The sequence below is a fragment of the Enterococcus sp. FSL R5-0957 genome, assembly GCF_038008005.1.
Taxonomy (GTDB): Bacteria; Bacillota; Bacilli; order Lactobacillales; family Enterococcaceae; genus Enterococcus_B; species Enterococcus_B faecium.
This window is the reverse complement of sequence record NZ_JBBOYG010000001.1, coordinates 1,379,743-1,406,484: the sequence shown is the minus strand read 5'-3', so window position 1 is coordinate 1,406,484 and position 26,742 is coordinate 1,379,743. Positions and strand designations below refer to the sequence as shown.

The 26,742-nt window shown below is 38.7% G+C and carries 24 protein-coding genes and 2 pseudogenes; 19 read left to right on the top strand and 7 right to left on the bottom strand.

Features of this window, described 5'->3' with window-relative positions:
* Nucleotides 1-10: 10 nt before the first annotated feature.
* Nucleotides 11-1,021: a type I glyceraldehyde-3-phosphate dehydrogenase gene (gene gap, locus MKX69_RS06775; protein WP_002289734.1), complete on the bottom strand. Its 1,011-nt coding sequence runs from the start codon at nt 1,019-1,021 to the stop codon at nt 11-13.
* 287 nt (nt 1,022-1,308) lie between these two features.
* Here gap and obgE point away from each other — a divergent pair, with 287 nt between their 5' ends.
* The 7 genes from obgE (at nt 1,309) to MKX69_RS06740 (ending at nt 8,742) form a co-directional block, all read left to right on the top strand.
* The gene (gene obgE, locus MKX69_RS06770; RefSeq protein ID WP_002295805.1) at nt 1,309-2,622 is read left to right on the top strand and encodes a GTPase ObgE; all 1,314 of its coding nucleotides are present in this window, start codon (nt 1,309-1,311) and stop codon (nt 2,620-2,622) included.
* Between the two features lie 220 nt (nt 2,623-2,842).
* On the top strand, nt 2,843-3,430 hold the full coding sequence (locus MKX69_RS06765) for a hypothetical protein (protein WP_002295807.1): 588 nt from the start codon (nt 2,843-2,845) through the stop codon (nt 3,428-3,430).
* Nucleotides 3,431-3,606: 176 nt separating this feature from the next.
* On the top strand, nt 3,607-4,548 hold the full coding sequence (gene rnz, locus MKX69_RS06760; protein ID WP_002295809.1) for a ribonuclease Z: 942 nt from the start codon (nt 3,607-3,609) through the stop codon (nt 4,546-4,548).
* Nucleotides 4,545-5,333, top strand: a complete 789-nt coding sequence (locus MKX69_RS06755; protein WP_002295810.1) for an SDR family NAD(P)-dependent oxidoreductase — start codon at nt 4,545-4,547, stop codon at nt 5,331-5,333. The genes rnz and MKX69_RS06755 overlap by 4 nt, the downstream gene beginning before the upstream one ends.
* On the top strand, nt 5,334-5,777 hold the full coding sequence (locus tag MKX69_RS06750) for a LapA family protein (protein ID WP_002303793.1): 444 nt from the start codon (nt 5,334-5,336) through the stop codon (nt 5,775-5,777).
* Between the two features lie 141 nt (nt 5,778-5,918).
* Nucleotides 5,919-8,216, top strand: coding sequence for a single-stranded-DNA-specific exonuclease RecJ (gene recJ / locus MKX69_RS06745; protein ID WP_341009456.1), 2,298 nt, complete (start codon nt 5,919-5,921; stop codon nt 8,214-8,216).
* 13 nt (nt 8,217-8,229) lie between these two features.
* Entirely contained in the window at nt 8,230-8,742 is a 513-nt protein-coding gene (locus MKX69_RS06740) for an adenine phosphoribosyltransferase (RefSeq protein ID WP_002295813.1), read from the top strand.
* A gap of 287 nt (nt 8,743-9,029) precedes the next feature.
* On the opposite strand, the gene MKX69_RS06735 is transcribed toward MKX69_RS06740, so the two are convergent.
* Nucleotides 9,030-9,248, bottom strand: coding sequence for a hypothetical protein (locus MKX69_RS06735; protein ID WP_341009453.1), 219 nt, complete (start codon nt 9,246-9,248; stop codon nt 9,030-9,032).
* A 178-nt stretch (nt 9,249-9,426) separates the two neighbouring features.
* Complete coding sequence (lexA, locus tag MKX69_RS06730; RefSeq protein WP_002296572.1) at nt 9,427-10,050, bottom strand: transcriptional repressor LexA; 624 nt, start codon at nt 10,048-10,050, stop codon at nt 9,427-9,429.
* A gap of 146 nt (nt 10,051-10,196) precedes the next feature.
* On the opposite strand from lexA, the gene MKX69_RS06725 reads away from it, so the two are divergent.
* From MKX69_RS06725 to MKX69_RS06685, 9 genes and pseudogenes are all read left to right on the top strand, one after another.
* Complete coding sequence (locus tag MKX69_RS06725) at nt 10,197-10,448, top strand: DUF896 family protein (protein WP_002295816.1); 252 nt, start codon at nt 10,197-10,199, stop codon at nt 10,446-10,448.
* Between the two features lie 101 nt (nt 10,449-10,549).
* On the top strand, nt 10,550-12,547 hold the full coding sequence (gene tkt / locus MKX69_RS06720) for a transketolase (protein WP_002295818.1): 1,998 nt from the start codon (nt 10,550-10,552) through the stop codon (nt 12,545-12,547).
* Nucleotides 12,548-12,792: 245 nt separating this feature from the next.
* Nucleotides 12,793-13,680 (top strand): glucosaminidase domain-containing protein, encoded by an 888-nt coding sequence (locus MKX69_RS06715; RefSeq protein WP_341009449.1) that lies wholly within the window; start codon nt 12,793-12,795, stop codon nt 13,678-13,680.
* Nucleotides 13,681-13,819: 139 nt separating this feature from the next.
* The gene (gene cysK, locus MKX69_RS06710; RefSeq protein WP_002296093.1) at nt 13,820-14,746 is read left to right on the top strand and encodes a cysteine synthase A; all 927 of its coding nucleotides are present in this window, start codon (nt 13,820-13,822) and stop codon (nt 14,744-14,746) included.
* A gap of 235 nt (nt 14,747-14,981) precedes the next feature.
* Nucleotides 14,982-15,428, top strand: coding sequence for a Fur family transcriptional regulator (locus tag MKX69_RS06705; RefSeq protein WP_252701889.1), 447 nt, complete (start codon nt 14,982-14,984; stop codon nt 15,426-15,428).
* 272 nt (nt 15,429-15,700) lie between these two features.
* Complete coding sequence (locus MKX69_RS06700; RefSeq protein WP_002289543.1) at nt 15,701-17,053, top strand: NADH oxidase; 1,353 nt, start codon at nt 15,701-15,703, stop codon at nt 17,051-17,053.
* A gap of 309 nt (nt 17,054-17,362) precedes the next feature.
* Nucleotides 17,363-18,314 (top strand): annotated as a pseudogene (locus MKX69_RS06695) (IS30-like element IS6770 family transposase).
* A gap of 10 nt (nt 18,315-18,324) precedes the next feature.
* Nucleotides 18,325-18,570: pseudogene (locus tag MKX69_RS06690) on the top strand (DUF5960 family protein); the annotation flags it as partial.
* A 225-nt stretch (nt 18,571-18,795) separates the two neighbouring features.
* Complete coding sequence (locus tag MKX69_RS06685; RefSeq protein ID WP_002289545.1) at nt 18,796-19,239, top strand: MarR family winged helix-turn-helix transcriptional regulator; 444 nt, start codon at nt 18,796-18,798, stop codon at nt 19,237-19,239.
* A 5-nt stretch (nt 19,240-19,244) separates the two neighbouring features.
* Here the strand turns inward: MKX69_RS06685 and MKX69_RS06680 are convergent, their stop codons facing one another.
* Nucleotides 19,245-20,429 carry a tetracycline resistance MFS efflux pump gene (locus MKX69_RS06680; RefSeq protein ID WP_002297435.1) on the bottom strand — a complete coding sequence of 395 codons (1,185 nt, stop codon included), beginning with the start codon at nt 20,427-20,429 and terminating at the stop codon, nt 19,245-19,247.
* A 267-nt stretch (nt 20,430-20,696) separates the two neighbouring features.
* Between MKX69_RS06680 and MKX69_RS06675 the strand changes: the two genes are divergently transcribed.
* Nucleotides 20,697-21,395 carry a DnaD domain-containing protein gene (locus MKX69_RS06675; RefSeq protein WP_002289610.1) on the top strand — a complete coding sequence of 233 codons (699 nt, stop codon included), beginning with the start codon at nt 20,697-20,699 and terminating at the stop codon, nt 21,393-21,395.
* A gap of 6 nt (nt 21,396-21,401) precedes the next feature.
* Nucleotides 21,402-22,079, top strand: a complete 678-nt coding sequence (nth, locus tag MKX69_RS06670; protein ID WP_341009445.1) for an endonuclease III — start codon at nt 21,402-21,404, stop codon at nt 22,077-22,079.
* Nucleotides 22,080-22,204: 125 nt separating this feature from the next.
* Here nth and MKX69_RS06665 read toward each other — a convergent pair whose 3' ends face one another.
* The 3 genes from MKX69_RS06665 to recU form a co-directional block, all read right to left on the bottom strand.
* Entirely contained in the window at nt 22,205-22,738 is a 534-nt protein-coding gene (locus MKX69_RS06665; RefSeq protein ID WP_016629411.1) for a hypothetical protein, read from the bottom strand.
* A 296-nt stretch (nt 22,739-23,034) separates the two neighbouring features.
* A complete protein-coding gene (locus MKX69_RS06660; protein ID WP_341009443.1) occupies nt 23,035-25,416 on the bottom strand; it encodes a PBP1A family penicillin-binding protein in 2,382 nt (793 codons plus the stop codon).
* Nucleotides 25,406-26,053, bottom strand: coding sequence for a Holliday junction resolvase RecU (gene recU, locus MKX69_RS06655; protein WP_002289604.1), 648 nt, complete (start codon nt 26,051-26,053; stop codon nt 25,406-25,408). Before recU ends, MKX69_RS06660 begins: the two co-directional genes overlap by 11 nt.
* A gap of 63 nt (nt 26,054-26,116) precedes the next feature.
* Between recU and MKX69_RS06650 the strand changes: the two genes are divergently transcribed.
* The gene (locus tag MKX69_RS06650) at nt 26,117-26,656 is read left to right on the top strand and encodes a DUF1273 domain-containing protein (RefSeq protein ID WP_341009441.1); all 540 of its coding nucleotides are present in this window, start codon (nt 26,117-26,119) and stop codon (nt 26,654-26,656) included.
* Nucleotides 26,657-26,742 lie beyond the last annotated feature (86 nt).

The following is a 26,742-nucleotide window of genomic DNA, read 5'->3' as shown; positions in this document are numbered from 1 at the left end:
ATCTATCAAATTACAAGTTAGCGAATTTTTCTAGTAAGCGAATCATTTGGCAAGTAAATCCATACTCATTGTCATACCATGCAACAGTTTTAACAAGTTGGAAATCACCAGCAGTTGTTACTTCTGTTTGCGTTGGGTCAAAGATCGAACCTTGAGTTGTTCCAATGACATCGCTAGAAACGATTTGACGGTCATCATACCCGAATGAAGGATTGTCAACTGTGTGTTTTTTGATTGCTTCGTTTACTTGATCAGCAGTTACTTTTGTTTTCAATACTGAAACCAATTCAGTTAATGAACCATCAACGACTGGAACACGTTGTGCGTGTCCTTGTAATTTTCCTTGTAGCTCAGGGATAACTAAGCCGATTGCTTTCGCAGCACCAGTAGAATGTGGGATAGTATTGTCAGCAGCTGAACGAGCAGCACGCAAATTACCGCCTTTTACAGGTCCATCTAAGAGCATTTGTGTGGAAGTGTAGGCATGAACTGTTGTCATTGTACCAACTTCGATCCCAAATTCATTATTTAAGAAATAAGCCATAGGTGCTAAACAGTTTGTTGTACATGAACCTGCTGAGATGATTTTGTCGTTTTCATCTAATGTATCATCATTGACGTTATAGACGATGGTTTTCATAGCACCAGCTGGGGCAGAAATAACTACTCGTTTGACACCAGCATCTAAATGCGCTTTTGCTTTTTCTTCAGATGTATAAAAACCAGTACATTCTAGTACGATATCTACACCGTTTTCTTTTGCCCAAGGGATTTTGCTTGCGTCGGGTTCTGCATAAACACGAGTTGCTTCGCCATCCACTACGATTGAGTCTTCTGTTGCAGTAACTGTGCCAGGATAAGTACCATGAGTAGAGTCAAATTGCAATAATTGTGCTAACATAGTTGGACTTGTTAAGTCGTTGATTGCTACTACTTCAATATCATCTGAGACTTCTTTGATGCGGCGGAAAGCCAGACGGCCAATACGCCCAAATCCGTTAATACCTACTTTTACTGTCATATCAAAAGTTCCTCCTTTATTAGGGGTGCTGTGAAACGGCATCCTCAATTAATACAATTAATACACTGTTATTCTGCTACGCAAAGAATATTTTGTCAAAAAATTATACTTGGTAGCAGAAAAAAGGTTGGAAACCTTACCAAATGATAAAAAAAGAAGAAGCTAAACAATCTTTTTGCTGAAATGATAGACAAAATCAGATTTCACCGATAAAATAAGTAAGACTTTTGTTTATTGTGGAAATTCAGGCAGTCAAATAAATAAATGAATAATAGGAGGACTTAATTATGTCCATGTTTTTAGATCAAGTAACGATCGATGTGAAAGCTGGCAAGGGCGGAGACGGAATGGTTGCATTTCGTCGTGAAAAATACGTTCCTGACGGCGGACCGGCTGGCGGAGACGGTGGTCGTGGCGGCGATGTCATCTTGATCGTCGATGAAGGGTTACGTACATTGATGGATTTTCGGTTCAATCGCCATTTCAAAGCGCAGCCAGGTGAAAATGGGATGAGTAAAGGGATGCACGGTCGTGGTTCAGAAGATACCTATGTTAAAGTACCACAAGGAACCACTGTCCGAGATGCGGAGACTGGTGCTCTTTTAGGAGATTTAATTGAAAATGGTCAAACACTAGTTGTGGCAAAAGGTGGACGCGGTGGACGAGGGAATATCCGTTTTGCCTCTCCTCGGAATCCTGCACCGGAAATTGCTGAAAACGGTGAACCAGGACAAGAGCGAAAAATCGAACTAGAATTGAAAGTATTGGCAGACGTTGGACTTGTAGGTTTTCCATCTGTCGGGAAATCGACTTTACTATCTGTTATTTCATCTGCTCGTCCAAAAATCGGCGCTTATCATTTCACGACGCTCGTCCCTAATCTAGGAATGGTTACTACAAGTGATGGCAGAAGTTTTGCCGCAGCAGACTTGCCAGGCTTGATTGAAGGAGCTTCGCAAGGTGTTGGGCTGGGTACACAATTCCTTCGTCATATCGAAAGAACACGAGTAATTTTACATGTGATCGATATGAGTGGGATGGAAGGACGAGATCCTTATGAAGACTATCTTGCCATCAACAAAGAATTATCTACTTATAACTTACGCTTGCTAGAGCGTCCGCAAATCATCGTGGCAAACAAAATGGATATGCCGGATGCACAGGAAAATCTAGTGAAATTCAAAGAACAGCTGAACAAGGAAAAAGAAGATGAATTTGCTGATGACATCCCAGTATTTCCAATTTCTGGAGTGACTCGACAAGGATTGGACGCGTTATTGAATGCTACAGCAGATTTGTTAGAAGTAACGCCAGAATTCCCATTGTACGAAGAAGAACTGGAAGAAGAAACTGTACACTATGGATTCAATCCAGAAGGTCCTGAGTTCCAAATCGATCGTGATTCAGATGCAACGTGGATCTTATCTGGTGAGAAGATCGAAAAATTATTCCAAATGACGAATTTCGATCATGATGAAACAGTGATGCGTTTTGCTCGTCAATTACGTGGTATGGGTGTGGATGAAGCTCTTCGGGCACGCGGTGCGAAAGATGGCGACCTTGTACGTATCGGTGAGTTTGAATTTGAATTTGTCGAATAGGCAAGCAAATAAAAACAAATACCAAAAAATATAGATTCAGATTTAAGGGAGGTTGTGACAGAAGTGGTCAGCTTCAAGAACGCCGTTTATTCGGAAAAAGGAGCTGTGATACGACTTTTGTCACAGCCCTATTTTATTTGAAAAAAAGAGTGCTTTTCTTTTCTTATTTTACAATTAAAGGTAAAATAAATAACAAGAAGGTATGAAAGGGGCGTTTTTAATGAGCAAACGAGTAATCATTTTAAATTTTCAAGTAGAAAGCCAGGCATATCAGGCATTTTCAGAAATCAAAAAGTTACATGCTGTTCGTTCGATTAAAGGAGAACAGATGGCGGTTGTCAGCCATGATCCTAATGGGACACATCAATTCAAAATAGAAGATTTTATCGACTTTACCGGTAATAACAAATCTTCTACGGGTGGATTAATCGGAATGTTGGTTGGTGTATTAGGTGGTCCGCTAGGGATTTTATTAGGATGGTTTGCCGGAGGAATGATCGGTGCGACACAAGATGCCAAAGAAATAAAAGATGCCCAGACCGTGTTCGACTTTGTAGGAAATAAAATCGGTGAAGGAGCTACAGGACTGATCTTGATTGCTGATGAAGAGGACAATCGCCCACTGAATCAATTGGTAATGATGGAATTAGGCGGAGAAATTACCCGCTTGGATTATGAAGATGTCGAAAAAGATGTGCATGATGCGAAAGAAGCTGAAAATCATGCGAAAGAAGCTGCACAAAAGACTTGGAAGGACAAACATCCGCAAACTTCCAACGACAATGAAAGTTCTGGATCTTCAAATTAATAAAAAACAGCAGAGGATCTCAAACGGGTTCGCTGCTGTTTTTATAGTAATTTTCAAAGAAAACGCTATCGTTTTAGAACGTTATTTTTAATTTGAACCCATTCTCGACTTACGGTTGATTATCCCTTCTTTTTACCCTAAAATTAAAGAGGAACTTAAAGAAAGTCAGGTAGATTATGGAATTACAATTTTTAGGAACAGGTGCAGGTGTTCCTGCAAAACATAGAAATGTGACAAGTATAGCATTGAAACTTTTAGACGAGCGCAATGAAGTTTGGTTGTTCGACTGTGGCGAAGGCACGCAAATGCAGATTTTGCGAACGACTATTCGTCCGAGAAAAATCGGTAAAATTTTCATTACACATTTACACGGCGATCATATTTTTGGACTTCCCGGGCTCATCAGCAGCCGGTCATTTCAAGGTGGGGATACGCCATTAGAGATTTACGGGCCAAAAGGGATAGAGGAATACATAAAAGTCTCTTTAGGTATTTCGCAAACGCGTTTAAGTTATCCGCTGAAATTCATTGAGCTAAATGAAACAGCCCCGATTTTTACTGATCAGCAATTTTCTGTTTATACAAAAAAACTAAATCATGGGATCGACAGTTTTGGCTATCGTGTGGTTGAACATGATCATAAAGGAGAATTGCAGGTGGATCGTCTAAAAGAATTAGGTATTCCAGCTGGACCACTGTACGGCAAACTGAAGCAAGGTGAAACGATCCAACTAGAAGATGGGCGGACGATCAATGGAAAAGATTTCGTAGGTCCAGATAAAAAAGGACGAATCGTGACTATTTTAGGCGATACGAGAAAAACACATAATTCCGTTGTGCTTGCGGAAAATAGCGATATTCTGGTACATGAAAGCACATTTAATAAAGATGAAGCAAGAATGGCGCACAACTATTTCCATTCCACGACTCATCAAGCTGCTGAAGTTGCAAAAGAAGCGCAGGCAAAACGGCTGCTACTTACTCATATCAGTGCGAGATATTTAGGAAAAGCAGCTTTAGAGCTTGAAAAAGAAGCACAAGAAGTGTTTGAAAACACGACGATCATGAAAGATTTTGATAGCATTGAGATTCCATTTCGCGAGGAGGAAGAGGCATGAATTTAGAAGATAAAGTTGTTTTAGTAACAGGTAGTTCAGGCGGTCTGGGCGCACAAATCTGTTATGAAGCAGCAAAGCAAGGAGCAATCGTTATAAGTTGCGCACGAAGAATGGCATTTGTAGAAGGTGTCAGAGACGAGTGCAGACGCTTGAGCGGCAAAGAGGCTTATGCTTTCAAGGTAGACGTCAGCAATCCTGAAAGCGTGGACGAATTATATGAAAAGGTGATGGAAGAAGTCGGGCGCGTCGATATTCTGGTAAACAATGCGGGTTTTGGGATTTTCGAAGACTTCCTTACATTCGACCTTGGAAAAGCATACGATATGTTTGAAGTCAACATCTTAGGAATGATGGTTTTGACACAAAAATTTGCGATCGATATGGCAGAAAGAAGACAAGGTCATATCATTAATATCGCGTCTATGGCTGGAAAAATGGCAACTGCAAAATCAACGGTTTATTCTGCCACGAAATTTGCAGTCCTTGGCTTCTCCAACGCTTTACGATTAGAATTGAAACCACTTGGCGTAGCTGTTACGACAGTGAATCCAGGTCCAATCGAGACAGATTTCTTCGATAAGGCTGATCCAAGCGGAAGCTATTTGGAAAAAGTCGGACAAATCGTTTTAGAACCTGCCAAGTTGGCAAAAATGATCGTCCGCAATATGAGACATCCAAAACGGGAAATCAATCAACCGTTTATTTTAGAAGTTGCATCAAAATTTTATACGCTGTTTCCAACGATTGGTGATTATTTAGCCAGCGGAATTTTTAACAAAAAGTAGGTGAAGGAATTGAAAAAGCAAAGCAATGTGATTCTTGGATTTGTTTTAGTTTTGATTATTGTTCTTTTTGCTGTATTGAACAATAAAAATGTTCCTGTAAGTTTTGGCTTCACTTCCTTTTCTGCGCCATTGATCTTAGTGATCATCGGTTCTGCGCTGATTGGTGCACTGATTGTATTTTTGACTGCTTCGGCAACACTATGGCAGCAAAAAAAGCAAATCAAACAGCTGACTCAGGAAATGTCAGAATATCAAACAGAACTTCAAAAGAAAATTGAAGAAGCAAAAGAAGAACAGCAACGCGAGTTTAGAAACGAACGTGCGGAGTTGGAAGCTGCTTATCAGGCGGAGTTACAAGCGAAAACCGCACAAATCAGTCAATTGAAAGCGCCGGAAGAACAAAAAACTCAATCGCCCAAACAAAGCTTCAATTATTTTGACTAATAGGGATATTTCATAAATGGTCGTACAAAAGATCAGGTCCTGCTGAACATCTGTCTAGCGGATCTGATCTGTTTTTATTCTTTCTTTCTGCTTTTTTTTGCTGATTTCCTTTGCTATAATAACTAAGTTAGGAGTGAGAAAGTGAGACAAGCAAATTTTGATTGGAAGTTAAGCGAGACAGAGCCTTCTGAATCCTTTCTCCAAATGATCCGTGAACTGAAATTATCTCCATTTGTCGGTAAGTTACTGTGGCAAAGAGGTTACCATGAGGAAAAGGATATCAACCGATTTTTACATCCAAAGGAACAAGAATTACATGATCCGTATCTGATGCACGATATGGATAAAGCAATCAGCCGAATCCAAGAAGCTGTAATCAGTGGAGAAAAAATCCTCGTTTACGGTGATTATGACGCAGATGGGATCACCAGTGCAACGGTAATGAAAGAAACACTGGAATTACTTGGTGCAGAAGTAGAAGTATTCCTGCCAAATCGATTTGAGCATGGGTATGGACCAAACCAATCTGTATACCAAGAAAAGATCGAAGAAGGAATCCAGTTGATCATCACTGTTGATAACGGGGTAGCAGGAAATGATGCGGTAGCATACGCTCAGCAAGCTGGTGTAGACGTGATCATTACAGATCATCACGAACTACCTGAGAATTTACCAGACGCTTATGCGATTGTTCACCCTCGTCATCCAGCGGGGCACTATCCATTTCCAGATTTGGCAGGAGTCGGAGTAGCATTCAAAGTAGCTTCTGCATTATTGGAAGAACCGCCTGTAGAATTTTTGGATTTAGTAGCGATAGGAACGATCGCCGATTTAGTTTCATTGACTGATGAGAATCGAATCCTTGTTTCATTAGGAATCGATGCCATTCATCATTCAGAACGGATAGGACTTCAGGCGCTATTTGAAGAAAGCGGCGTAAAAATGAGGGACGCAGACGAAACAACGATCGGTTTTTCGATTGCTCCCAGACTAAATGCAATCGGTCGGATGGGCGATCCACGTCCTGCCGTCTCGTTACTTGCGACGTTTGATGAAGAGGAAGCATCCGTTCAAGCAAAAAAATTGAATGAGATCAATGAAGAAAGAAAAGCAATCGTAGAGCAGATAACACAAGAAGCATTAGCGATGGTCAATAAGGAGAATCGTATCCATCTATTGGTAAACCGAGGATGGCATGAAGGCGTTTTGGGCATTGTTGCTGGGAAAATAATGAATGAAACGGGTAAACCAACGCTTGTCCTTACTTTAAAAGAAGATGGATCAGCTAAAGGATCTGGACGTAGTATTGAAGCCTTGAATCTTTTTGAAATGCTTGACCAGATGCGAGATTTATTTACTTACTTCGGAGGACATCATGCAGCAGTCGGTTTAACGATGCCAAGTGAAAATGTCACTATACTACAGGAGAAGATGAACCAATATATAGTCGATCATCAAATTGACTTGATGAGAGGGCCTGAGTTGAGAATTGATGAAGTATTGCTGCCAAATGAAGTAACAGTAGAGCGAATTGATGAGCTGAAACTATTGGCGCCATTTGGTACGGATAATCCTTTGCCTCAGTTTTTATTTCGACAAGTTCAAGCAGAAAATATCAAAAGAATCGGAGCAAACCAACAGCATCTGAAATTTGTCCTTTCCGATGCATCGAGTCAGCTTGATGCGGTCGCTTTTGGTTTTGGTACTCAAGAAGAAGAACTGCTGAATAATCAGGTAGATGTGGTAGGAAAGCTTTCGATCAATGAATGGAACGGGCGTAAGAAACCGCAGCTGATGGTATCTGATTTTTCTGTGGGTGGTCTGCAAGTATTTGATTGGCGGGCAAAACGTTTCCGTGAACAGAGCCGAACGTCGGAAGGTAGCCTTTATTTAGCATTTGATTCTTCGACGTTGAAATTCGTGCCTGAGATTATCCAGGAAGCTGCGATTGTTTTCGAAGGACTAGATTCTGTAAAGGCAATAATTGAAAAAAGAAAACCGAACTCTCTAGTTATTATGGATTGTCCAGATGATTTAGCGGATCTGAAAGAAGTTTTTCGGTCTTATTCATTCAATCGTGTTTATCTGATGGGGATTTCGCCTGATGAGGCCTATTTGAATGGGGTAGGCACAAGAGAACAGTACGCAAAATTGTTTAAACTGATCCATTCTCAAGAACGAATTGATATACGTCATAAAATAAAAGCAATAGCTCAATATTTGCGTATCCCTGAAAAATTATTAATTTTTATGATACAGGTGTTTTTTGAATTGAAATTTGTTACAATAGAGAACGGTGTTTTACAAAAAGTCGCTAGCCCAGAAAGTCATCCTTTGACTGAGAGCAGATTATACCAGCGGCGGCTCAATAAAATCAAAGTTGAGGAATTTTTGCTTTTGAGCGATATTCCTACCATAAAGAAATGGTTAACAACCTAGGAGGAAACAAAGAGTGGATTTAAAAGATTATATTGCCAGTATTCCCGACTATCCGTCAAAAGGAATTGTGTTTCGAGATATTTCCCCACTGATGGCAGATGGTGACGCTTATCGGGAAGCTACGAAGCAAATCGTAAATTATGCAAAAGAAAAACGAATTGATATGGTAGTTGGGCCAGAAGCCCGTGGATTCATCGTAGGATGTCCTGTTGCTTATGAGTTAGGAGTCGGTTTTGCCCCAGTCCGCAAAAAAGGGAAGTTACCTCGAGAAACCATCGAAGTGACTTATGGATTAGAATATGGAACAGATACATTGACATTGCATAAGGATGCCATTAAACCAGGTCAACGTGTGCTGATTTGTGACGATTTGCTAGCTACTGGAGGAACAATCAAAGCGACGATCGAACTGATCGAACAATTAGGCGGTGTAGTCGTAGGCTGCGCATTTTTGATCGAATTGATGGATCTCCATGGACGCGACAAAATCAAAGGATATGACATCATTACATTAATGGAATATTAAGCAGAAAAAAGAAGCTATTCTTGATGTTATTCTTAAAGAAGCGATTTTAAAGCGACCCTCAAAAGTCAGATTCTCTATCTGACTTTTGAGGGTCGCTATTTTTTTATAAATGGAAACAAGCAAAGACCAGTAGAAGTTTTAAAAATCACTTTTTCCGCAATTTGACTTAATACCGAAAAACTGACTTTAGAACACCGTTTATTCGAAAAAAGGATGTGACCGATTTTTGTCACACCCCCGTAAAAGTTTAACTTCTTGTCTTTTGAATAATTAGCAGTCAATCCTTATTATGATTGCCTGGATCTGTAGTAGGGCTCATGATAGAAATGATCTTCATGAATTCTGCGCCGCTCAGATTGACGGTACTTCTTTTCATCCCACAACATGAACCACAAAATAAATAACGGAACAAACACAAGTAAAGCTGGACGTATGCCGAAATTACCAATAATAATACCTAAAAACAAAACAGTTAATACTAAGCCAAGACGTCTCATTGATTTCATGAATTCTCACCTCGTTAATTTATGCGAACAATTGTTCGTATATTTAGTATACGAATATTTGTTCGGTTTGTAAAGAGGGAAGTGATAAAAATTTGAAAGAAGAAGAACCCGGGCGAAAAAAGAGTTTGAGACCATCGTCTCAAACTCTTTTTAAAAAGTTTTCTTTTATTAGTAGCAATTAATAGATATGACTACGATAAAGTCCTACTACTCGTCCTAATATAGATACTTGATCTAAGATGATTGGTTCGAGCAAGTCGTTTTCAGGCTGCAGACGGAAAAAGTTTTTTTCTTTATAGAATCGTTTGCAAGTCGCTTCGTCCTCGGCAGTCATTGCAATGACAATATCGCCATTTTGAGCAGTTTCTTGCTTCCGAACGATCACGTTGTCACCATCCAAGATCCCAGCATTGATCATACTATCTCCACGAATTGTCAGCATAAAGAGACTGCCTTCTTCGGAAGAAAGATTAGGAGGGATTGGAAAGAAGTCTGAAGCATCCTCTACTGCTAAAATGGGTTCTCCAGCTGTTACGACGCCAAGTACTGGAATAGTTGTTGGACGAATCCCAATCTTTTCTAAACCTTGTTTTGTCAACTCGATTGCACGAGGTTTCGTCGGATCTCTTTGGATAAACCCTTTTTTTTCAAGCCGTGCAAGATGACCGTGAACAGTAGAAGTAGAAGAAAGCTGAACAGCTTCCCCGATTTCACGGACAGTTGGCGGGTATCCTTTTTGGGTTACTTGTTCATGGATATATCGTAAGACTTCGATTTGTCTTGATTCAGTTTGTCGGGCCACAAGGTACACCTTCTTTCACTTGATAAATAAATAGTACCATATAAAAAGCGCTAAATCAAACGAATGTTCGTATTTTATTTAGTTTATCTAGTTGTTTTTTTTTCAGTTTTTATATAATATGAAGGAGAGTAAAAGGAGGGCTGAGCATGCTGTCACCTGAAAAAATAGAGCGGATCAATGAACTTGCACGTAAAAAGAAGGAAAATGGTCTCTCAAAAGCCGAAGAACAAGAACAAATCAACTTGCGCAAAGAGTATTTGGAAGCTTTTCGTTCCGGTATGCGTCATCATATCGAAGGAATGAAAGTCGTCGATCCTGAGGGGAATGATGTGACCCCGGAAAAATTAAAAGAAATCCAAAAGAAAAAAGGCTTACACAACCGAAATGACAACTTTTAGTAAAAAATACTGAAAAAGATTGCTTTTTCGTGTGACATCTTATAGAATGAAAGTGTAAGAAATAAAGGTAAAAAAAACCTAAATTAATAGGAGGGGTTATTTTGTTTGACAAAATTGACCAACTTGGCGTTAACACAATTCGTACATTAAGTATTGAAGCAGTCCAAAAAGCAAACTCAGGACATCCTGGATTGCCGATGGGCGCAGCACCTATGGCATATGCGTTATGGACAAAACACCTGAAAGTAAATCCAACGACATCAAAAAACTGGGCTGACCGCGACCGTTTCGTTCTTTCGGCAGGACATGGGTCAGCAATGTTGTATAGCTTGCTTCATTTAGCTGGCTATCAAGTGACAATCGATGATTTGAAACAATTCCGTCAATGGGATTCTAAAACACCAGGACATCCTGAAGTACATCATACAGATGGTGTAGAAGCCACTACAGGGCCATTAGGACAAGGGATTGCAATGGCTGTCGGTATGGCAATGGCAGAAGCGCACCTTGCAGCAACGTATAACAAAGAAAACTTTAATGTGATGGATCACTATACGTATGCAATATGCGGTGACGGAGACTTGATGGAAGGGGTATCTCAAGAAGCAAGTTCGATGGCAGGTCATATGAAACTAGGGAAATTGATCGTTTTATACGATTCAAACGATATTTCACTAGATGGTCCAACTTCAAAAGCTTTCACAGAAAACGTTGGTGCTCGCTATGAAGCATATGGCTGGCAACATATCTTAGTGAAAGACGGAAATGACCTAGAAGCAATCTCTAAAGCGATTGAAGAAGCAAAAGCTGAAACAGACAAACCAACATTGATCGAAGTAAAAACAGTCATCGGCTATGGTGCTCCTAAAGAAGGAACATCTGCTGTTCATGGTGCTCCTCTTGGTGAAGATGGCATCAAGATGGCTAAAGAAGTTTATGGTTGGGAGTATCCAGATTTCACTGTTCCAGAAGAAGTAGCTGCCCGCTTCCATCAAACGATGATAGAAGAAGGACAAAAAGCTGAAGATGCATGGAATGAAATGTTTGCCAATTATAAAAAAGCTTATCCTGAATTAGCACAACAATTTGAAGATGCTTTTGATGGCAAACTACCAGAAAACTGGGATGCAGAATTGCCAACTTATGAAGTTGGAAGCAGTCAAGCAAGCCGTGTTTCAAGTAAAGAAGTCATCCAAGAATTATCGAAAGCTATACCAAGCTTCTGGGGTGGTTCAGCGGACTTGTCAGGTTCCAATAATACAATGGTGGCTGCAGATAAAGATTTCACTCCTGAACATTATGAAGGACGCAACATCTGGTTCGGTGTCCGCGAATTTGCAATGGCTTCGGCTATGAATGGTATCCAACTTCATGGCGGAACTCGTATCTACGGTGGAACATTCTTTGTCTTTGTCGATTATCTAAGACCAGCAGTTCGTTTAGCAGCAATCCAACATACTCCTGTTGTTTACGTCTTAACACATGACTCGGTTGCTGTCGGAGAAGACGGACCAACGCACGAACCGATTGAACAACTAGCATCTGTTCGCTGCATGCCTGGTGTTCAAGTGATTCGTCCGGCAGACGGAAATGAAACACGTGCTGCTTGGAAAGTAGCGATGGAGACAACAGATGCGCCTACTATCCTTGTATTGAGTCGTCAAAACCTTCCAGTATTGCCTTCTACAAAAGAAGTAGCAGATGAAATGGTGAAAAAAGGCGCGTATGTTCTTTCTCCATCACAAGGAGAAACACCAGAAGGTATTTTGATTGCAACAGGTTCTGAAGTTGACTTGGCTGTGAAAGCTCAAAAAGAATTGGCTGAAAAAGGCAAAGATGTTTCTGTTGTTTCTATGCCAAGCTTTGACCTCTTTGAAAAACAATCTTCTGAATATAAAGAAAGCGTACTTCCTAAATCAGTGAAGAAACGTGTGGCTATCGAAGCTGCTGCATCATTTGGATGGGAACGCTACGTAGGAACAGAGGGCGCAACGATTACAATCGATCATTTCGGTGCATCTGCCCCTGGCACTAAAATTTTAGAAGAATTTGGATTTACAGTAGAAAATGTCGTGAATACGTACAATCAACTATCATAGATCCAAGCAATTGTTTGACTGATAAGAACAGCTGTCTGCAAGTTGGAGACAGCTGTTCTTTATGTGTTAGAAGAATAAATCAATATTACTTTTCGTTTTCGGCTATGTTACATTTAAATGACAAAACAAAGAATTCTTCGGATTAGTTTGTGTTTCTTGAGAATTAAAAGTATAATTTAATTAATTAAGTTTGTTTTAAGAAGAGAACTTTTTATTAAGTTTTTTTATTTTGAGGAGGAATTTGAATGCAAGAGCTGAAGACCCGCAGTGCCCGACACCATAGACCTAAAAGAAAAATGGTGATCAATAAAAAAGCGATTGCTCCTTTAATTGGAACGAGTCTTTTAGTTGGGCCGATGATGGTTACAGCGGTACCGCAACATGTTCATGCAGATGAACAAGGATCTCAAACAGTCGCTGATCCTCAAGCGTTTATCGATCAAATCGGCTGGTCTGCGTCAGAAGTTGCTGCAAGTAATGACTTGTATGCTTCAGTCATAATCGCTCAAGCGTTGTTGGAAAGTGCATATGGCACTTCCGGATTAGCTAGTGCGCCAAATTATAATCTATTCGGTGTGAAAGGAAGCTATAACGGACAGGTCGTTTATATGGCAACCAAAGAATATGTAAACGGACAATGGGTAACGATAAATGAACCATTCCGAAAATATTCTTCTTATTGGGAATCCTTCCAAGACCATGCGAATGTTCTTCGTTCAACCAGTTTTTCCACGGGCGATTATCATTATGCTGGCGTGTGGAAAAGCAATACAACAAGTTTTTATGATGCAACAGCGTACTTGACAGGTCGTTATGCTACCGATCCAAATTATGGGGCCAAATTGAACTCATTGATTAATACTTATAATTTAACCCGTTTTGATACGCCATCAACAGGTTCGGCTACAACAACCACAAGTACAACAACAACGACTACTACGACGACTTCAACGTCATCATCTTCAACAACAGATGTAAATACAAATAATGGTCAGACATATACAGTCGTGTCAGGTGATACGCTATGGGATATTGCACAAAAATTTGGCATGTCTGTTGATGATCTAATGGCGAAAAATGGCATGTCTATGTCCAGTTATTCTTTATTAGTTGGTCAAGAACTAAACGTTTGATTTAGATAAAAAGGCAAAGAAACTACCATATATGGTATATCTTTGTCTTTTTTTTGCTAGTCAAAGACGAATCACTCGCCATAAATGAACAGATTGTATTATGATAAGTAAGAAGAGCAAAGACAAGGAGGAATTGAAGATGACAGCTATCTATAACTCAGTCACCGAATTGATTGGCAAAACGCCAATCGTCAAATTAAATAAAATCGTACCAGAAGATTCAGCAGATGTTTTTGTAAAGCTTGAGTTTTTTAATCCAGGAGGAAGTGTAAAAGATCGTATTGCTTTAAGTATGATAGAAAAAGCAGAACACGATGGTCTACTGAAACCAGGTGATACTATCATTGAACCTACTTCTGGAAATACAGGAATCGGATTGTCGATGGTAGGAGTTGCAAAAGGATATAAAGTAATCATCGTGATGCCTGAGACGATGAGTATCGAAAGACGTTTATTGATGAAAGGGTACGGCGCAGAGTTGATTTTGACTCCTGGTGCGGATGGTATTTCTGGATCAATCAGAGAAGCAGAACGTTTGGCAAAAGAAAACGGCTACTTTTTACCATTACAATTTGAAAATGAAGCAAATCCTCTTGTGCATGAGAAGACGACTGGTCCTGAGATACATCAAGCATTTGGAGTAAATGGCTTGGACGCGTTTGTTGCAGGTATCGGTACAGGAGGAACGATCACTGGCGCTGGCCGAGAATTAAAACGTGTGTATCCGAAAATCGAATTAATCGGGGTAGAACCAGCAGAATCTGCTATTTTAGAAGGGAAAGAAGCGGGACCTCACAAAATCCAAGGAATCGGTACAGGTTTTGTTCCTAAAACACTGGATACTTCTGTGTATGATAAAGTCCTTTCTATTAGTGGAGACGAAGCGATGGAAACAGCTAGAGAAGTTGGGCGAAAAGAAGGGATTTTAGTAGGCATCTCATCTGGCGCTGCAATTGCTGCCGCGCTAAAAGTCGCAAAAGAATTAGGAAAAGGCAAGAAGGTATTAGCTGTGGTTCCCGACAATGGTGAACGTTATTTATCTACAGCCCTTTACCAAGAGATATAAGGCACTTGGTTTTTCTCCAGATAGGTTTATGTAAAAAACTTTTAAAGATGAAAAGAACACACAAAAATTTATGATGAGAAAAATTATTTGAATAGAGACGTAGAATAGTGAACGCGACTGTTTTACGTCTTTTTTCATTAAAATACAATAAAATTGAATTTTCTTTTCATGTTAAGTGGATTTTAAAATGTAAAAATAGTATGATAAGACGAGAATAACAACGTGGGGTGTTTACATGGAAAATAAGTTAGTCGAAGAGGTTATCGAAAAGTTAAAAAAAGAGAACATTCGAATCACACCTCAACGGTACGCGGTTTTAGAATATTTGATTGAACATCATTCCCATCCAACGGCTGATGAGATTTATAAAGCACTTGAACATCGGTTTCCAAATATGAGTGTTGCGACTGTTTACAATAACCTTCGCTTATTTACTTCGATTGGATTTGTTCAAGAAATGAAGTACGGCGATGCTTCTAGCCGATTTGATTTCAGTTCAAAGCATCATTATCATGTAATTTGTGAAAACTGCGGTAAGATTGTTGATTTTCATTACCCAGGGCTTGAAGATATAGAAATGGCTGCGAGCAGACTGACTGATTTTGAGATTAATGAACATCGGTTAGAATTGTATGGACTCTGTCCGGATTGTAAAGAGTCAGCAAAAAAGGCGCAAATGTAAAAACAGTTTCTATAAGTGTTATACCTAAAAAAAGCTAGCTGTGTAAAAAAAACGCTAGCTTTTTTATTTTTTTGTCTTTTATTCACAATCTTAGATATCAAAGTGAATATTATCACAATAAGAATCTTGTAGATATTGGGTTCTTATGCTTGAAAAGAAATGAAACTACAAACAAACCTTTGTGAATTCACAAGCATTAAACTGTTGTATCCGTTTTATTTCTGTTATAGTAGTTTTGTCGAAGGACAAAATGTTAATCGGAGGGACCATAAATGAAAGTAGTAGTAATTGGCTGTACTCATGCAGGTACTGCAGCTGTAAAAAGTATTTTAAAAAATCATCCAGAAGCAGAAGTGACAGTATATGAAAGAAATGACAATATTTCTTTCTTATCTTGCGGTATCGCACTTTATGTCGGAGGAGTAGTAAAGGACCCAGCAGGCTTGTTCTACTCAAATCCTGAAGAATTATCTTCATTAGGAGCAACAGTTAAAATGGAACACGATGTAACAGACGTCGATACAGAAAATAAAACAGTAACGGCAAAAGATCTGAAAACAGGAGAAACAGAAACGGTTTCTTATGATAAATTAGTGATGACAACTGGTTCATGGCCTATTATCCCACCGATTAGTGGAATCGATGCGAAAAATGTACTCCTATGCAAAAACTACAATCAAGCAAATGAAATTATTGCACAAGCGAAAGAAGCAAAACGTGTAGTAATTGTTGGTGGTGGATATATCGGTATTGAATTAGTAGAAGCTTTTGTCGAATCTGGAAAACAAGTGACATTGATTGATGGATTAGATCGCATCTTGAATAAATATCTAGATAAACCATTCACAGATATCTTAGAAAAAGAATTGACAGACCGCGGTGTTACTCTTGCGCTAGGCGAAAATGTTACTGAATTTATCACAGATGAAGAAGGAAAAGTGAAACAAGTAGCTACACCAACAGATACATTTGATACAGATATGGTCATTTTATGTGTAGGCTTCCGTCCAAATACAAAACTGATCGAAGGAAAAGTAGATACACTGCCAAACGGGGCAATCAAAGTGAATGAATACATGCAGACAAGTAATCCAGACATTTTTGCAGCTGGAGACTCTGCAGTAGTCAACTACAATCCAAGTGGCACGCAAAACTATATTCCTTTGGCAACAAATGCCGTTCGTCAAGGTTTGCTTGTGGGAAATAATTTGACAGATCATAAAATGGCGTATCGTGGTACTCAAGGAACTTCAGGACTTTACCTATTTGGCTGGACGATCGGTTCGACAGGTGTGACCAAAGAAAGCGCAACTTTGAACGATCTAGAAGTCCAAGCGACTGTATTTGAAGATAATTATCGTCCAGAGTTCATGCCAACTACTGAAAAAGTAATGATGGAGCTAGTCTATGAAAAAGGAACGAATCGTATCGTAGGTGCTCAGTTCATGTCCAAATACGACATTACACAATCAGCAAATACCATGTCTTTAGCTGTTCAAAATAAAATGACTGTAGAAGATCTCGCACTTTCAGATTTCTTCTTCCAACCACATTTTGACCGCCCATGGAATTACTTGAACCTACTTGCACAAGCAGCGCTAGGCGAAATCGAAACTGCACAATAAAGAAAAAGGGTTGTGACACAATTTTGTCACGACCCTCTGTCTTTTTTGTGAAAAGTACAATTAGTTGTCTTTCTTCGCATTTTTTGTCACAATAAGCAGCAAAGATAAAGCTGTTACATAAAAGAACAAGCAGCTTTATTTGATTTTGAAAAGAAAGGTGAGAAAGAAGATGAATAAAGAATATTTTGTCCAACAAGATGCATTTTTAGAAGACGCGAATTGTAAAATTAAGTTAGAAAAATAAAAAGGCATTTATGGTACACTCAAATTGTATTTCCGACGAAAGAAAACAAAGGAGTGTAACCATAAATGACCTACAAACATCTTACCATAGACGAACTGACAATGATAGAATCATATTATCTTCAACATAATAAGCCGGTTGAAATCGCTAACCGAATGGGACGTGCTATGCAAACTATTTATAATGTAGTCAATAAGTTCAAGCAAGGTAAGACTGCTCTTGATTATTGGCACCAGTATAAAGAAAAAATGTGGTAGAAAAGTCATTCAATTACCTGCTCATGAAGTAGATTACATTAAAGAGAAAGTCACTCTTGGTTGGACGCCTGACGTCATTATCGGGCGAAAAGAAAGACCTGTTTCATGCGGTATGAGAACCCTTTATCGTTTATTTTCTAAAGGAATATTTGATATTGACACACTACCGATGAAAGGTAAAAGAAAACCCAATGGCCATCAGGAAAAACGGGGAAAACAACAGTATCAGCGCTCAATCCATGATCGACCTGATAATTATCCTGATTTCAATTCTGAGTTTGGTCACCTTGAAGGTGATACGATCGTTGGCATTCATCATAAAAGTGCCGTCATTACTTTAGTTGAAAGATTATCTAAAGTCATTATCACGATTAAACCCAACGGCCGTAAGGCATTAGATATTGAAACTGCCCTTAATCAATGGTTTTCTCGCTTCCCTAAAAACTTCTTTAAATCTATTACGTTTGACTGTGGAAAAGAATTTTCTAACTGGAAAGCCATTAGTAACCAACATGATATTGATATATATTTTGCGGACCCTGGAACACCTTCTCAACGCCCATTAAACGAGAATTCTAACGGGATTCTGCGTCGTAATGGACTGCCGAAATCAATGGATTTTAGAGAAGTGAATCAGACATTTATTTCCAGTGTCAGCAATCAACGTAATCATATTCCAAGAAAATCATTGAATTACAGAACACCAATCGAAATATTTTTGAGCTATGTACAAGAAGCATTTTATTCTAGCTTAATTTGACAAATCATAAGATTATAAAAGTGCTTCGAAGAAATCAACGATCAATATTGATGAGTTGGCAGATCAAGTACTCTCTCAGTTGAATGAAACGCAAGAGGAATATTACACGATGCCAGCAAAAGACGCCAAAGATAATGTTTCTCATCGTTTTCCTTTCAGTAGACGCATCTACTCAGATGAAAATGACGGCACATTGAATACAGAGTACACATATGAAGGTCAGCCGTATGTGCTAGAAACTGATGATGATCTTTAAAGACAGTTTTTGAAAAGGCCGCTCATCCTTAAGTGATGACAAAAAATCATCACAATTACCGATGACTGTCTCTTTACTATCTTTTAATCAGAAAAAGGGGTTATGACAAGCTTTGTCAACCCCTTTTTTTCTTGGTTTCAGATTGGGTTTTCCTGCAAAATATTTTTATCTTTGTTGAATAGGAAACAAAAAAACAATATAATGAAAGAAAAAGAAGGTGTAGAAATGGATAAAAGACAACTGCTAATAGAAGAATATCTGGATTTAGCTAATGAGATTATTCATCGTAATAAACCAGAAATGGAAAAAGAATTTGCAGGATTTACTCTAAATGAACTAGAAGTGATTGAACATATCGGGAAAATCCCTGATCCTAACGTGACAAAATTAGCGAATGCTAGTTATATGACTAGAGGAGCCATCAGTAAGCTAACAAAAAAACTGATAGCTAGAGGGATCATAAACACTTATCAAAGCGAAGAGAATAAAAAAGAGATCTATTTTCAATTGACGCCAATCGGACAAAAAATAAGGAATAGACACGAGCAACTCCATCAAAAATGGGTACAGCGAGATGCTACTGTATTTGAAAATATGTCAAAAGAAGAATTTGACACAGTATTTCGTTTTATCGGTCGATACAGAGAATTTATACGAAGTAGCAAATGAAGCTACTATTTTTTATTGTAGTGATAATAGGCAAAAATCATAAGCAAAAATCCGAATACCGTTGGAAGAAATGGTGCTGCAGCATAAAGCTGTCCTGCGATTAGCGGGCCGATGACGCGCGATAGAGATTGTATACTTTGGGTACCGCCCATTACAAGACCTTGCTGGTTATCTGAGACAGAATTGGATAGTTGGCCATTGAATACAGGAGTAAAAATAGAATCACCGAAACCATAACAGATAATCCCAAATAAAAACAAAATCGGCAGTAGAAGAATTCCAGATAATGTGATGAATAGATAGGCGAGGATTTCACTGAACATCCCTATTCTTGTGATCTGCTGTTCTGAAAATTTTTTGAGCAATCGAGGCATAATGAACAATTGCGAGACAGTATCCAAGATTCCAATCAAAGAGAAGCTTAAACCAACCAACCCAGCCTTCCACTGAAAGGCGTCAATCGAAAATTGAGAAAAGATAGATTGAAGAGAGCCAGCTGCCAACCAAACAGCAAAACCTGCTGTCAATAAAGGAATAACGGATGAAATCTTGAATAATTGTTGTAATTGGTGAAAAGGTCTTACATGGGAGAAACTTAAATCTACTGAACGTTTTTTTATTGGAAGGCTTTCTAGCATAAATGTGTAGCCATAAACGGCATTTAAGAAAGTAAAGAGTGCTCCAATAAATATAGGAACAGAATTCCCCAACTCAGCTAATAGACCCCCTATAATAGGACCCAGCGTTGTTCCTATACCGACTAAAGCACCCATCCATCCAAAAACTTTGGTTCTTTCATTAGGTTCCGTGATGTCGGCAAAGTAAGCATATAAGGTGGAGATTTCTCCTGCCGTCAATCCTTCAATGATACGACCAAGGAACAACATCCATATCGAATTTCCTAAACCAAAAAGCAAATATCCGATACTTGATCCTAATAAACTGATAATAAGGATCGGACGACGCCCAAAATGATCACTTAAGCTACCGAGAATGGGGGCAGATAAGAAGGCAGCTAGAGCATAAACAGACATGAGCAAAGTGATATAGAAAGCTTGCTGATGTATGGAGTGAGAATAAGGCAGCGTTAAAAACGGAAGTACAGGACTGACGATAGTAAATCCTAATCCAGTGAATAAGACAGAGACGTATCCAAAAACTTTAGAATGTTTATTTGTGAAACTGTACATGTAAAAACTCCTTTATGCAATAATGTTAACTTGGAAACAAAAGTAGTGTATAGTAATTTTGTTTCCTTGTCAACATTCTAAGGAACAGCGAAATCTACTTAATTTATTTATTCCGAAAAGTGAAGATGCGCATCAAAAACATGAACAAACAAAAATCAAGTAGACGACATTGTAAATCTGACCGATCAGTGAAGTAAATAGAAAAGAAACCTGTTCTTGCTTCCCATGTTTTTTTTACGTATACTGTGATTGAGCGGAGGAGAAATCATGTTGAATTTAGAAAATTACTTAAGCGCTGGACAAACAGTTATATCTAATCTTTTACTTAAAAATTACCATAGGATCGGTCTACAATCTGAAGAATTTTTATTTGTTCTACAGTTGCATATGGCACAGCTTGAAGGAGATACTTTCCCTGATTTGCAGATGATTGCTATGGATATGGGAATCAAGCAAGATCAGATTTTTCAAATACTGGATCGTCTCGTAACAAATGGGTTTATCAAGATAGAAACGACGATTGTCAACGGTAAAAAAGCAGATCGATATAATCTTTACCCCATCTATGATCTATTAGGTGAGTATTTAAAAACACAAGAAAAAAAATACGAAGAAAAAACACAAGAAAAAGAAATCCAGTCAGTGTATCAATTATTTGAACAAGAATTTGGACGCCCGCTTTCTTCGATCGAGTTCCAGCGAATCGGTCAATGGCTAGAAGAAGACCATTATCAGCCGGAAATTTTGAAGCTAGCACTGAGGGAAGCCGTATTAAATCAGGCTTATAGTTTTAATTACGTTGACCGCATTTTGCTATCGTGGGAAAGAAAAAATCTACGTACAAAACAACAAGTGGAAGAAGACCAAAAACGAAGAAAACAGCAGCTTCTTCAAAGAGAAGTAGAACAGTCAGCTCAACAAGAAGAATTGCCGAAAGTCTCACTGAAAAATTGGTTGGAGGAGTAGCGGAATATGTTAAGCAAACAAAAAACAATGGAAGCTCTAGAAACGATGTATGGAATGTTTCCCGAAGCACATGGAGAACTCAAGCACAATAATCCATTTGAATTATTGATTGCAGTGATCTTAAGTGCCCAGGCGACAGATGTATCAGTGAATAAAGCAACGCCAGATTTGTTTGCCTCCTTTCCGACACCCGATGCGTTAGCGGAAGCTTCAATCGATGAAATCATTCTTAAAATAAAAACGATTGGTTTGTATCGAAATAAAGCAAAAAACATCAAAGCGTGTGCACAGCAGCTGATTGAACGTTTCGATGGGCAAGTGCCAACGTCAAGAGAAGAATTGATGTCTCTTCCTGGTGTAGGCAGAAAGACAGCAAATGTCGTATTGGGGGATGCATTCGGGATACCAGCAATCGCAGTAGATACCCACGTGGAACGTGTCTCAAAACGCCTGAGGATCTGCAAACTAGATGCTACGGTCATGGAAGTAGAAGCAACACTGATGCGGAAAGTACCACAAGAATTATGGGTAAAGACACATCATACACTGATTTTTTTCGGTAGATATCATTGCACGGCAAGAAATCCCAAGTGCGAGGTATGTCCTTTGCTATCAATATGTCAAGATGGGAAAAATCGGATGCGTCTAAAAGAAAAGGCGCTAAAAAAGAAACCACGCCTGTAGACGTGGTTTCTTTAATTGCAAATAAATGTATGAATTATCTTGTTATTATGGAGAAAAGCTGTTTCGTTTATCTTTTTTGCATGAAAAAGTAAATGTACATACTCAGTAGCTAGGATGGTAACTTATTACAATTTATTGCGATAAAAATAAATGTTGTTATTTTTCTTGGGAAAATACCCGATGTAGAAAATAATGCCTTCCAATATACCTATAAAATAAGTCCAGTATTCCAAAGGATTATATAAATAAGTGACGTATCTATCTAAAGGTGTAATAAAAATGATAAGTGATAATAAAAAAATACCATTTATAACTAAACATAAACTAATGGATTTGGGCGGTTTCAGGCTCATCAGAAAAATATAGATTCTGGTGAACAACAACCATAAAAAAGTGAGAATCATTGCATGAGAGCTTCTTTCCATAAATTTTCCTTTAAGAGTAGTGCTTAAAAGTACAGAAAAAATAATAAATGCAAGGATAGGAGCAATTAAAGTAAATTTATTTAATAATAAACTAAATTTTTCAGCTTTTTTATTCTTGGAATAACGAGGTATTGTTTTCGATAAAAAAAGATGGTGCAGACAAATTATGATAATTAAGCATACTATCAGATAACTCAAAATGAAGCCTTCTTTCAAAAAATTATTCAAAACCATATATTGTATTTTTTATTTGATAATAACAATGGGACTATTAAGAAGTGGCACTAAATAAAAGACTAGTGTGTATTTAGCCGATTTAATTATAAACAAGTAAATGGATAAAGTATATGTAATGATAAAAGAAAAATGGATTTTCTAATTTTTAAGCTAAATGTTAGATCACACATGTATATGCTGGATAGTCTTATAAAAAATCATGTAATACAGCTTGGTACATGATTTTTATTTGTAGCTGTTTTTTACATAGACACAAAAAAGAAACCACGCTTGTAGACGTGGTTTCTTTTTTACTATCTGTTTCCAGAAGCTGAGGTGCTACTGGATGGTGTATGGTCATTTGCAGCATCCGCTCCGCTAGTTGCTGGCTCACTGGAAGAAGCAGGAGGAGCAGATGAAGACGGTGTCGAGCTTTCTTCGGATGAAGAAGAAGGAACCGTTGTTGAAGACGCTGGCTCGCTTGTTTCTGCTGTCGTGCTTTCTTTTGAGGACTCAGCAGTTGATTCACTTTGACTAGTAGAGCTAGAGCTTTGAGTCGTTGTCTCTGTTGTTGAGCTTCCAGGAGTCTGGACATAGCTGGAAGATGGAATAGTTGTTGATGGTGTAACTGCATTCGATCTAGCTGTATATTGATCTTTATAGTACAGTTCACCGCCCACACGAATTAATCCGCTTGGCATCTCCCAGTCTGTATTTGTCACGTTAGCTGAAACATACTGCATAAGCTCGCGATAAACATCAGAGGCTACGTGTGACGATTCTGAAGTGACAGGTGTCATTTTTTTATTGTAACCTGTCCACACGGAAATCGAATAATTTGGCGTATAGCCCGCAAATAAGATATCTGGATACACCCCAGAAGAAATACCGAGTTTTGCATACTCGTCATCTGTGTAATTGGATGTTCCGGTCTTACCGGCTTGATATAACCCAGCGATTTGCGCATTCGTACCAGTTCCTTCAGTGATCGTATCTTTTAAAATGTCTGTGATCATATAAGCTGTTTCTGGAGACATGGCTGTTTTTCCATCTGGCTCATAAGTTTCTTCTGTTCCGTCTTGGAAGACGATTTTATTAACATATTGAGGTTTGTAATAAGTCCCTCCATTGGCGAAAGCCGCATAGGCTGCTGCCATTTTTAAGGAAGAAGCTCCGTATTTTGTCCCATCTTGTTCTTCCGTATTACTAGAGATCGCATTCGATTGATGGATCGTACTGTATTCGATCCCAAGATTTTTTAAGAAAGAAGCCACTTTATCTGAACCGACTTCATTGAATAATTTGACTGCTGGAACATTACGGGATAAGTAAAGTGCTTGGCGTAAAGTAATGGTGCCCATATATTGATTATCCCAGTTTCCTACAGGAGTCGAAGTCCCTTCATAGTTATACGGTGCGTCAGTAATAGTTTTTCCAGTAGAATATTTCAAATATTCAAAAGCTGGTCCGTAATCTGTGACAGGTTTCATCGTAGAACCAAAATCACGGGAAGTATTCACTGCTAAGTTGTTTCCTAAAGTTACGTCTTCTGCGATGTGACGTCCGCCAATCTGGGCTTTTACTTTCCCGGTATTGGTGTCGATAAGGGTGGAGGCAACTTGCATCTCGTCGTCTGGGTAAGAGACATACTGATCCGTGTTGACGATATCATATAGTTTCTTTTGGACGTCCAGATCCAAATTCGTATAAATCTCTAAACCGTCTGTGTAGACATTCTTATCTGTTTTTTCTTGTACTTCATTGATGACTTCTTTGACGTAATTATCGACGATCTTAGTATTGTCATCGGATTGAGTTAGTTCTTGCAGACCATCCGTTACCGGTACATTGACAGCTTGATCATACTCTGTTTGAGAGATTTTTTCGTTTTGAAGCATCGTATACAAAACAGTATCTCGTCTTTTCTTCGCCTGATCTGGATAAACATAAGGATCATAGGCGGAAGGGGCTTGAGGCATCCCAGCAAGCAATGCTGTTTGCGGTAAAGAAAGTTCTGATAATTTCTTACCAAAGTACATCTCAGAAGCTGTCTCCATCCCGTACAAGCCGTTTGACATATACACTTTATTTACGTAGTAGGTCAAGATCTCTTGTTTCGATTTTTTTTGTTCCAATCTTACAGCCATCCACGCTTCTTGGGCCTTGCGTTTCAGGGTCTGATCCTCTGCACTAGTGGAGAAGAAGGAAAGTTTGATCAATTGCTGTGTCAAAGTACTTCCGCCTTGCAGTCCGCCAGAGGTAAAGTTAGAGAGGGCAGAACCGATGATCCGAATAGGGTCAACCCCGATGTGTTTATAAAAACGGCGATCTTCTACCGACACGATCGCATCTTCTAATGTTTTCGGTAATTCATTCGCAGAAATTTTTTCACGCTTTTCTGCGCCTAAATCTTCGAATAGTTCGCCATCTTGTGTATATAGTTTGGAAGATACGGTAGCGTCTAATTTTTTATCCGTCAATTCGGGCGCATCTTTTGCGTAATACCAGAAAAGTCCTACACCTGCTAAAAAGAGGATACAGAAAAATGAGAGTATTCCTAAAAGGATCTTGATAAATAATCCTTTTTTATGTGTTCCAGAGGACTTTCCAGAACCTTTGCCAGAATTCTTCTTCACACTCTTTTTAGGAGTAGGCTGTTTCTGTCGTCTAGAGCTTCTAGTTTGTTCATTTGCCATTCTTGCTTTCTCCTTCAATAGATAATGTTGATAAATAGAAGTCAACCGCGTCCAAATAAGGAATCCGCGGAGAAATACCAGTTTTGATCTCTATTCCTAGTTCTTCGATCAAAGATAAAGGTAGTGATTTGCGTCCTTTTTCCTTTTGGGCGTCCCAGTAAGCAATCAAATGAACACTATTCAAATAAAAACAGCGCTTCAAAGACGAAAACCATAACAAGACAAAGCAGACCCCATTTTGTTCGAGGCATGCTTTCATATGTTCGATTTGATGGGCATGGAAGTTTTTAAAGGGAAAAGATGTTTTGTTCTTGGTTTCTTTTGCTTCAAAGTCCAAGTAAAAGCCTCGATAGACGCCATTATAGTCTGTAGTTGAGGCTTGGGTAAAGTAGGCTTCCTTGATCACAGCAGCACTTCTCTTAGGATAGTCTACTTTCACGATTTGGATAGGGGTAGGCTTTTTATGGATAACCGCCAACCCGCGGGAAAGATAATATTTATTACTTTCATTGATTGCTTCTTCAAAGCGCATCCCCCGATTGCCGAATTCAGTGATCTGATTTCTTTTTTCTTGAATTTTTTCGACGGGAGAGGCATTCTTATAATAAGGTTGGCCATTTGGATAGCGCAATACCATCTTTAATCACACTCCTAGGCCACATTATAGCAAAAAAGCGGATAGAAAGAAAAGGAATCTGAGATGGATAAGTCAAAAGTAATCTATGTGTCTGGGTATCGAAGTTTCGAACTCGGTGTTTTTAAAGAAAATGATCCTAAAATCCAAGTTGTTAAAAATGTTTTAAAAAAAGAACTCCATCAGTTAGCAGAAGAAGGACTGGAATGGGTACTTGTCAGTGGGAATTTGGGCGTTGAACTATGGGCTGTGCAAATAGTAGCGGAATTGAAAGAAGAATATCCGGAACTATCCCTTGGTATTTTGTATCCTTTTGCTGATTTTGGTAATAACTGGAATGAAGGGAACCAAGAAAAAAAACAATTAGCAGAACAATTAGCAGATTATGTCGAAGCTGTTAGCCATCAACCCTATCAATCACCTAGTCAGTTAAAGAATCACACTCGTTTTATACTTGAACATACAGTGGGCTGTTTGCTGATCTATAATGAAGAATTCCCTGGAAAAACGAAGTATTTTTTTGAAGATGCACAGAATTACCAAGCAGATCATCCCTACGAAATTCGGCTGATCAGTATGGACGATCTTCAAAATTTTAGTGAATAATCGATATTGTGTTTGATTTATCAACTTTTTTCCTATACAATGAAAAAGGTAGAAATGTTATTACGTAAATGAAAACTAGAGGTGTA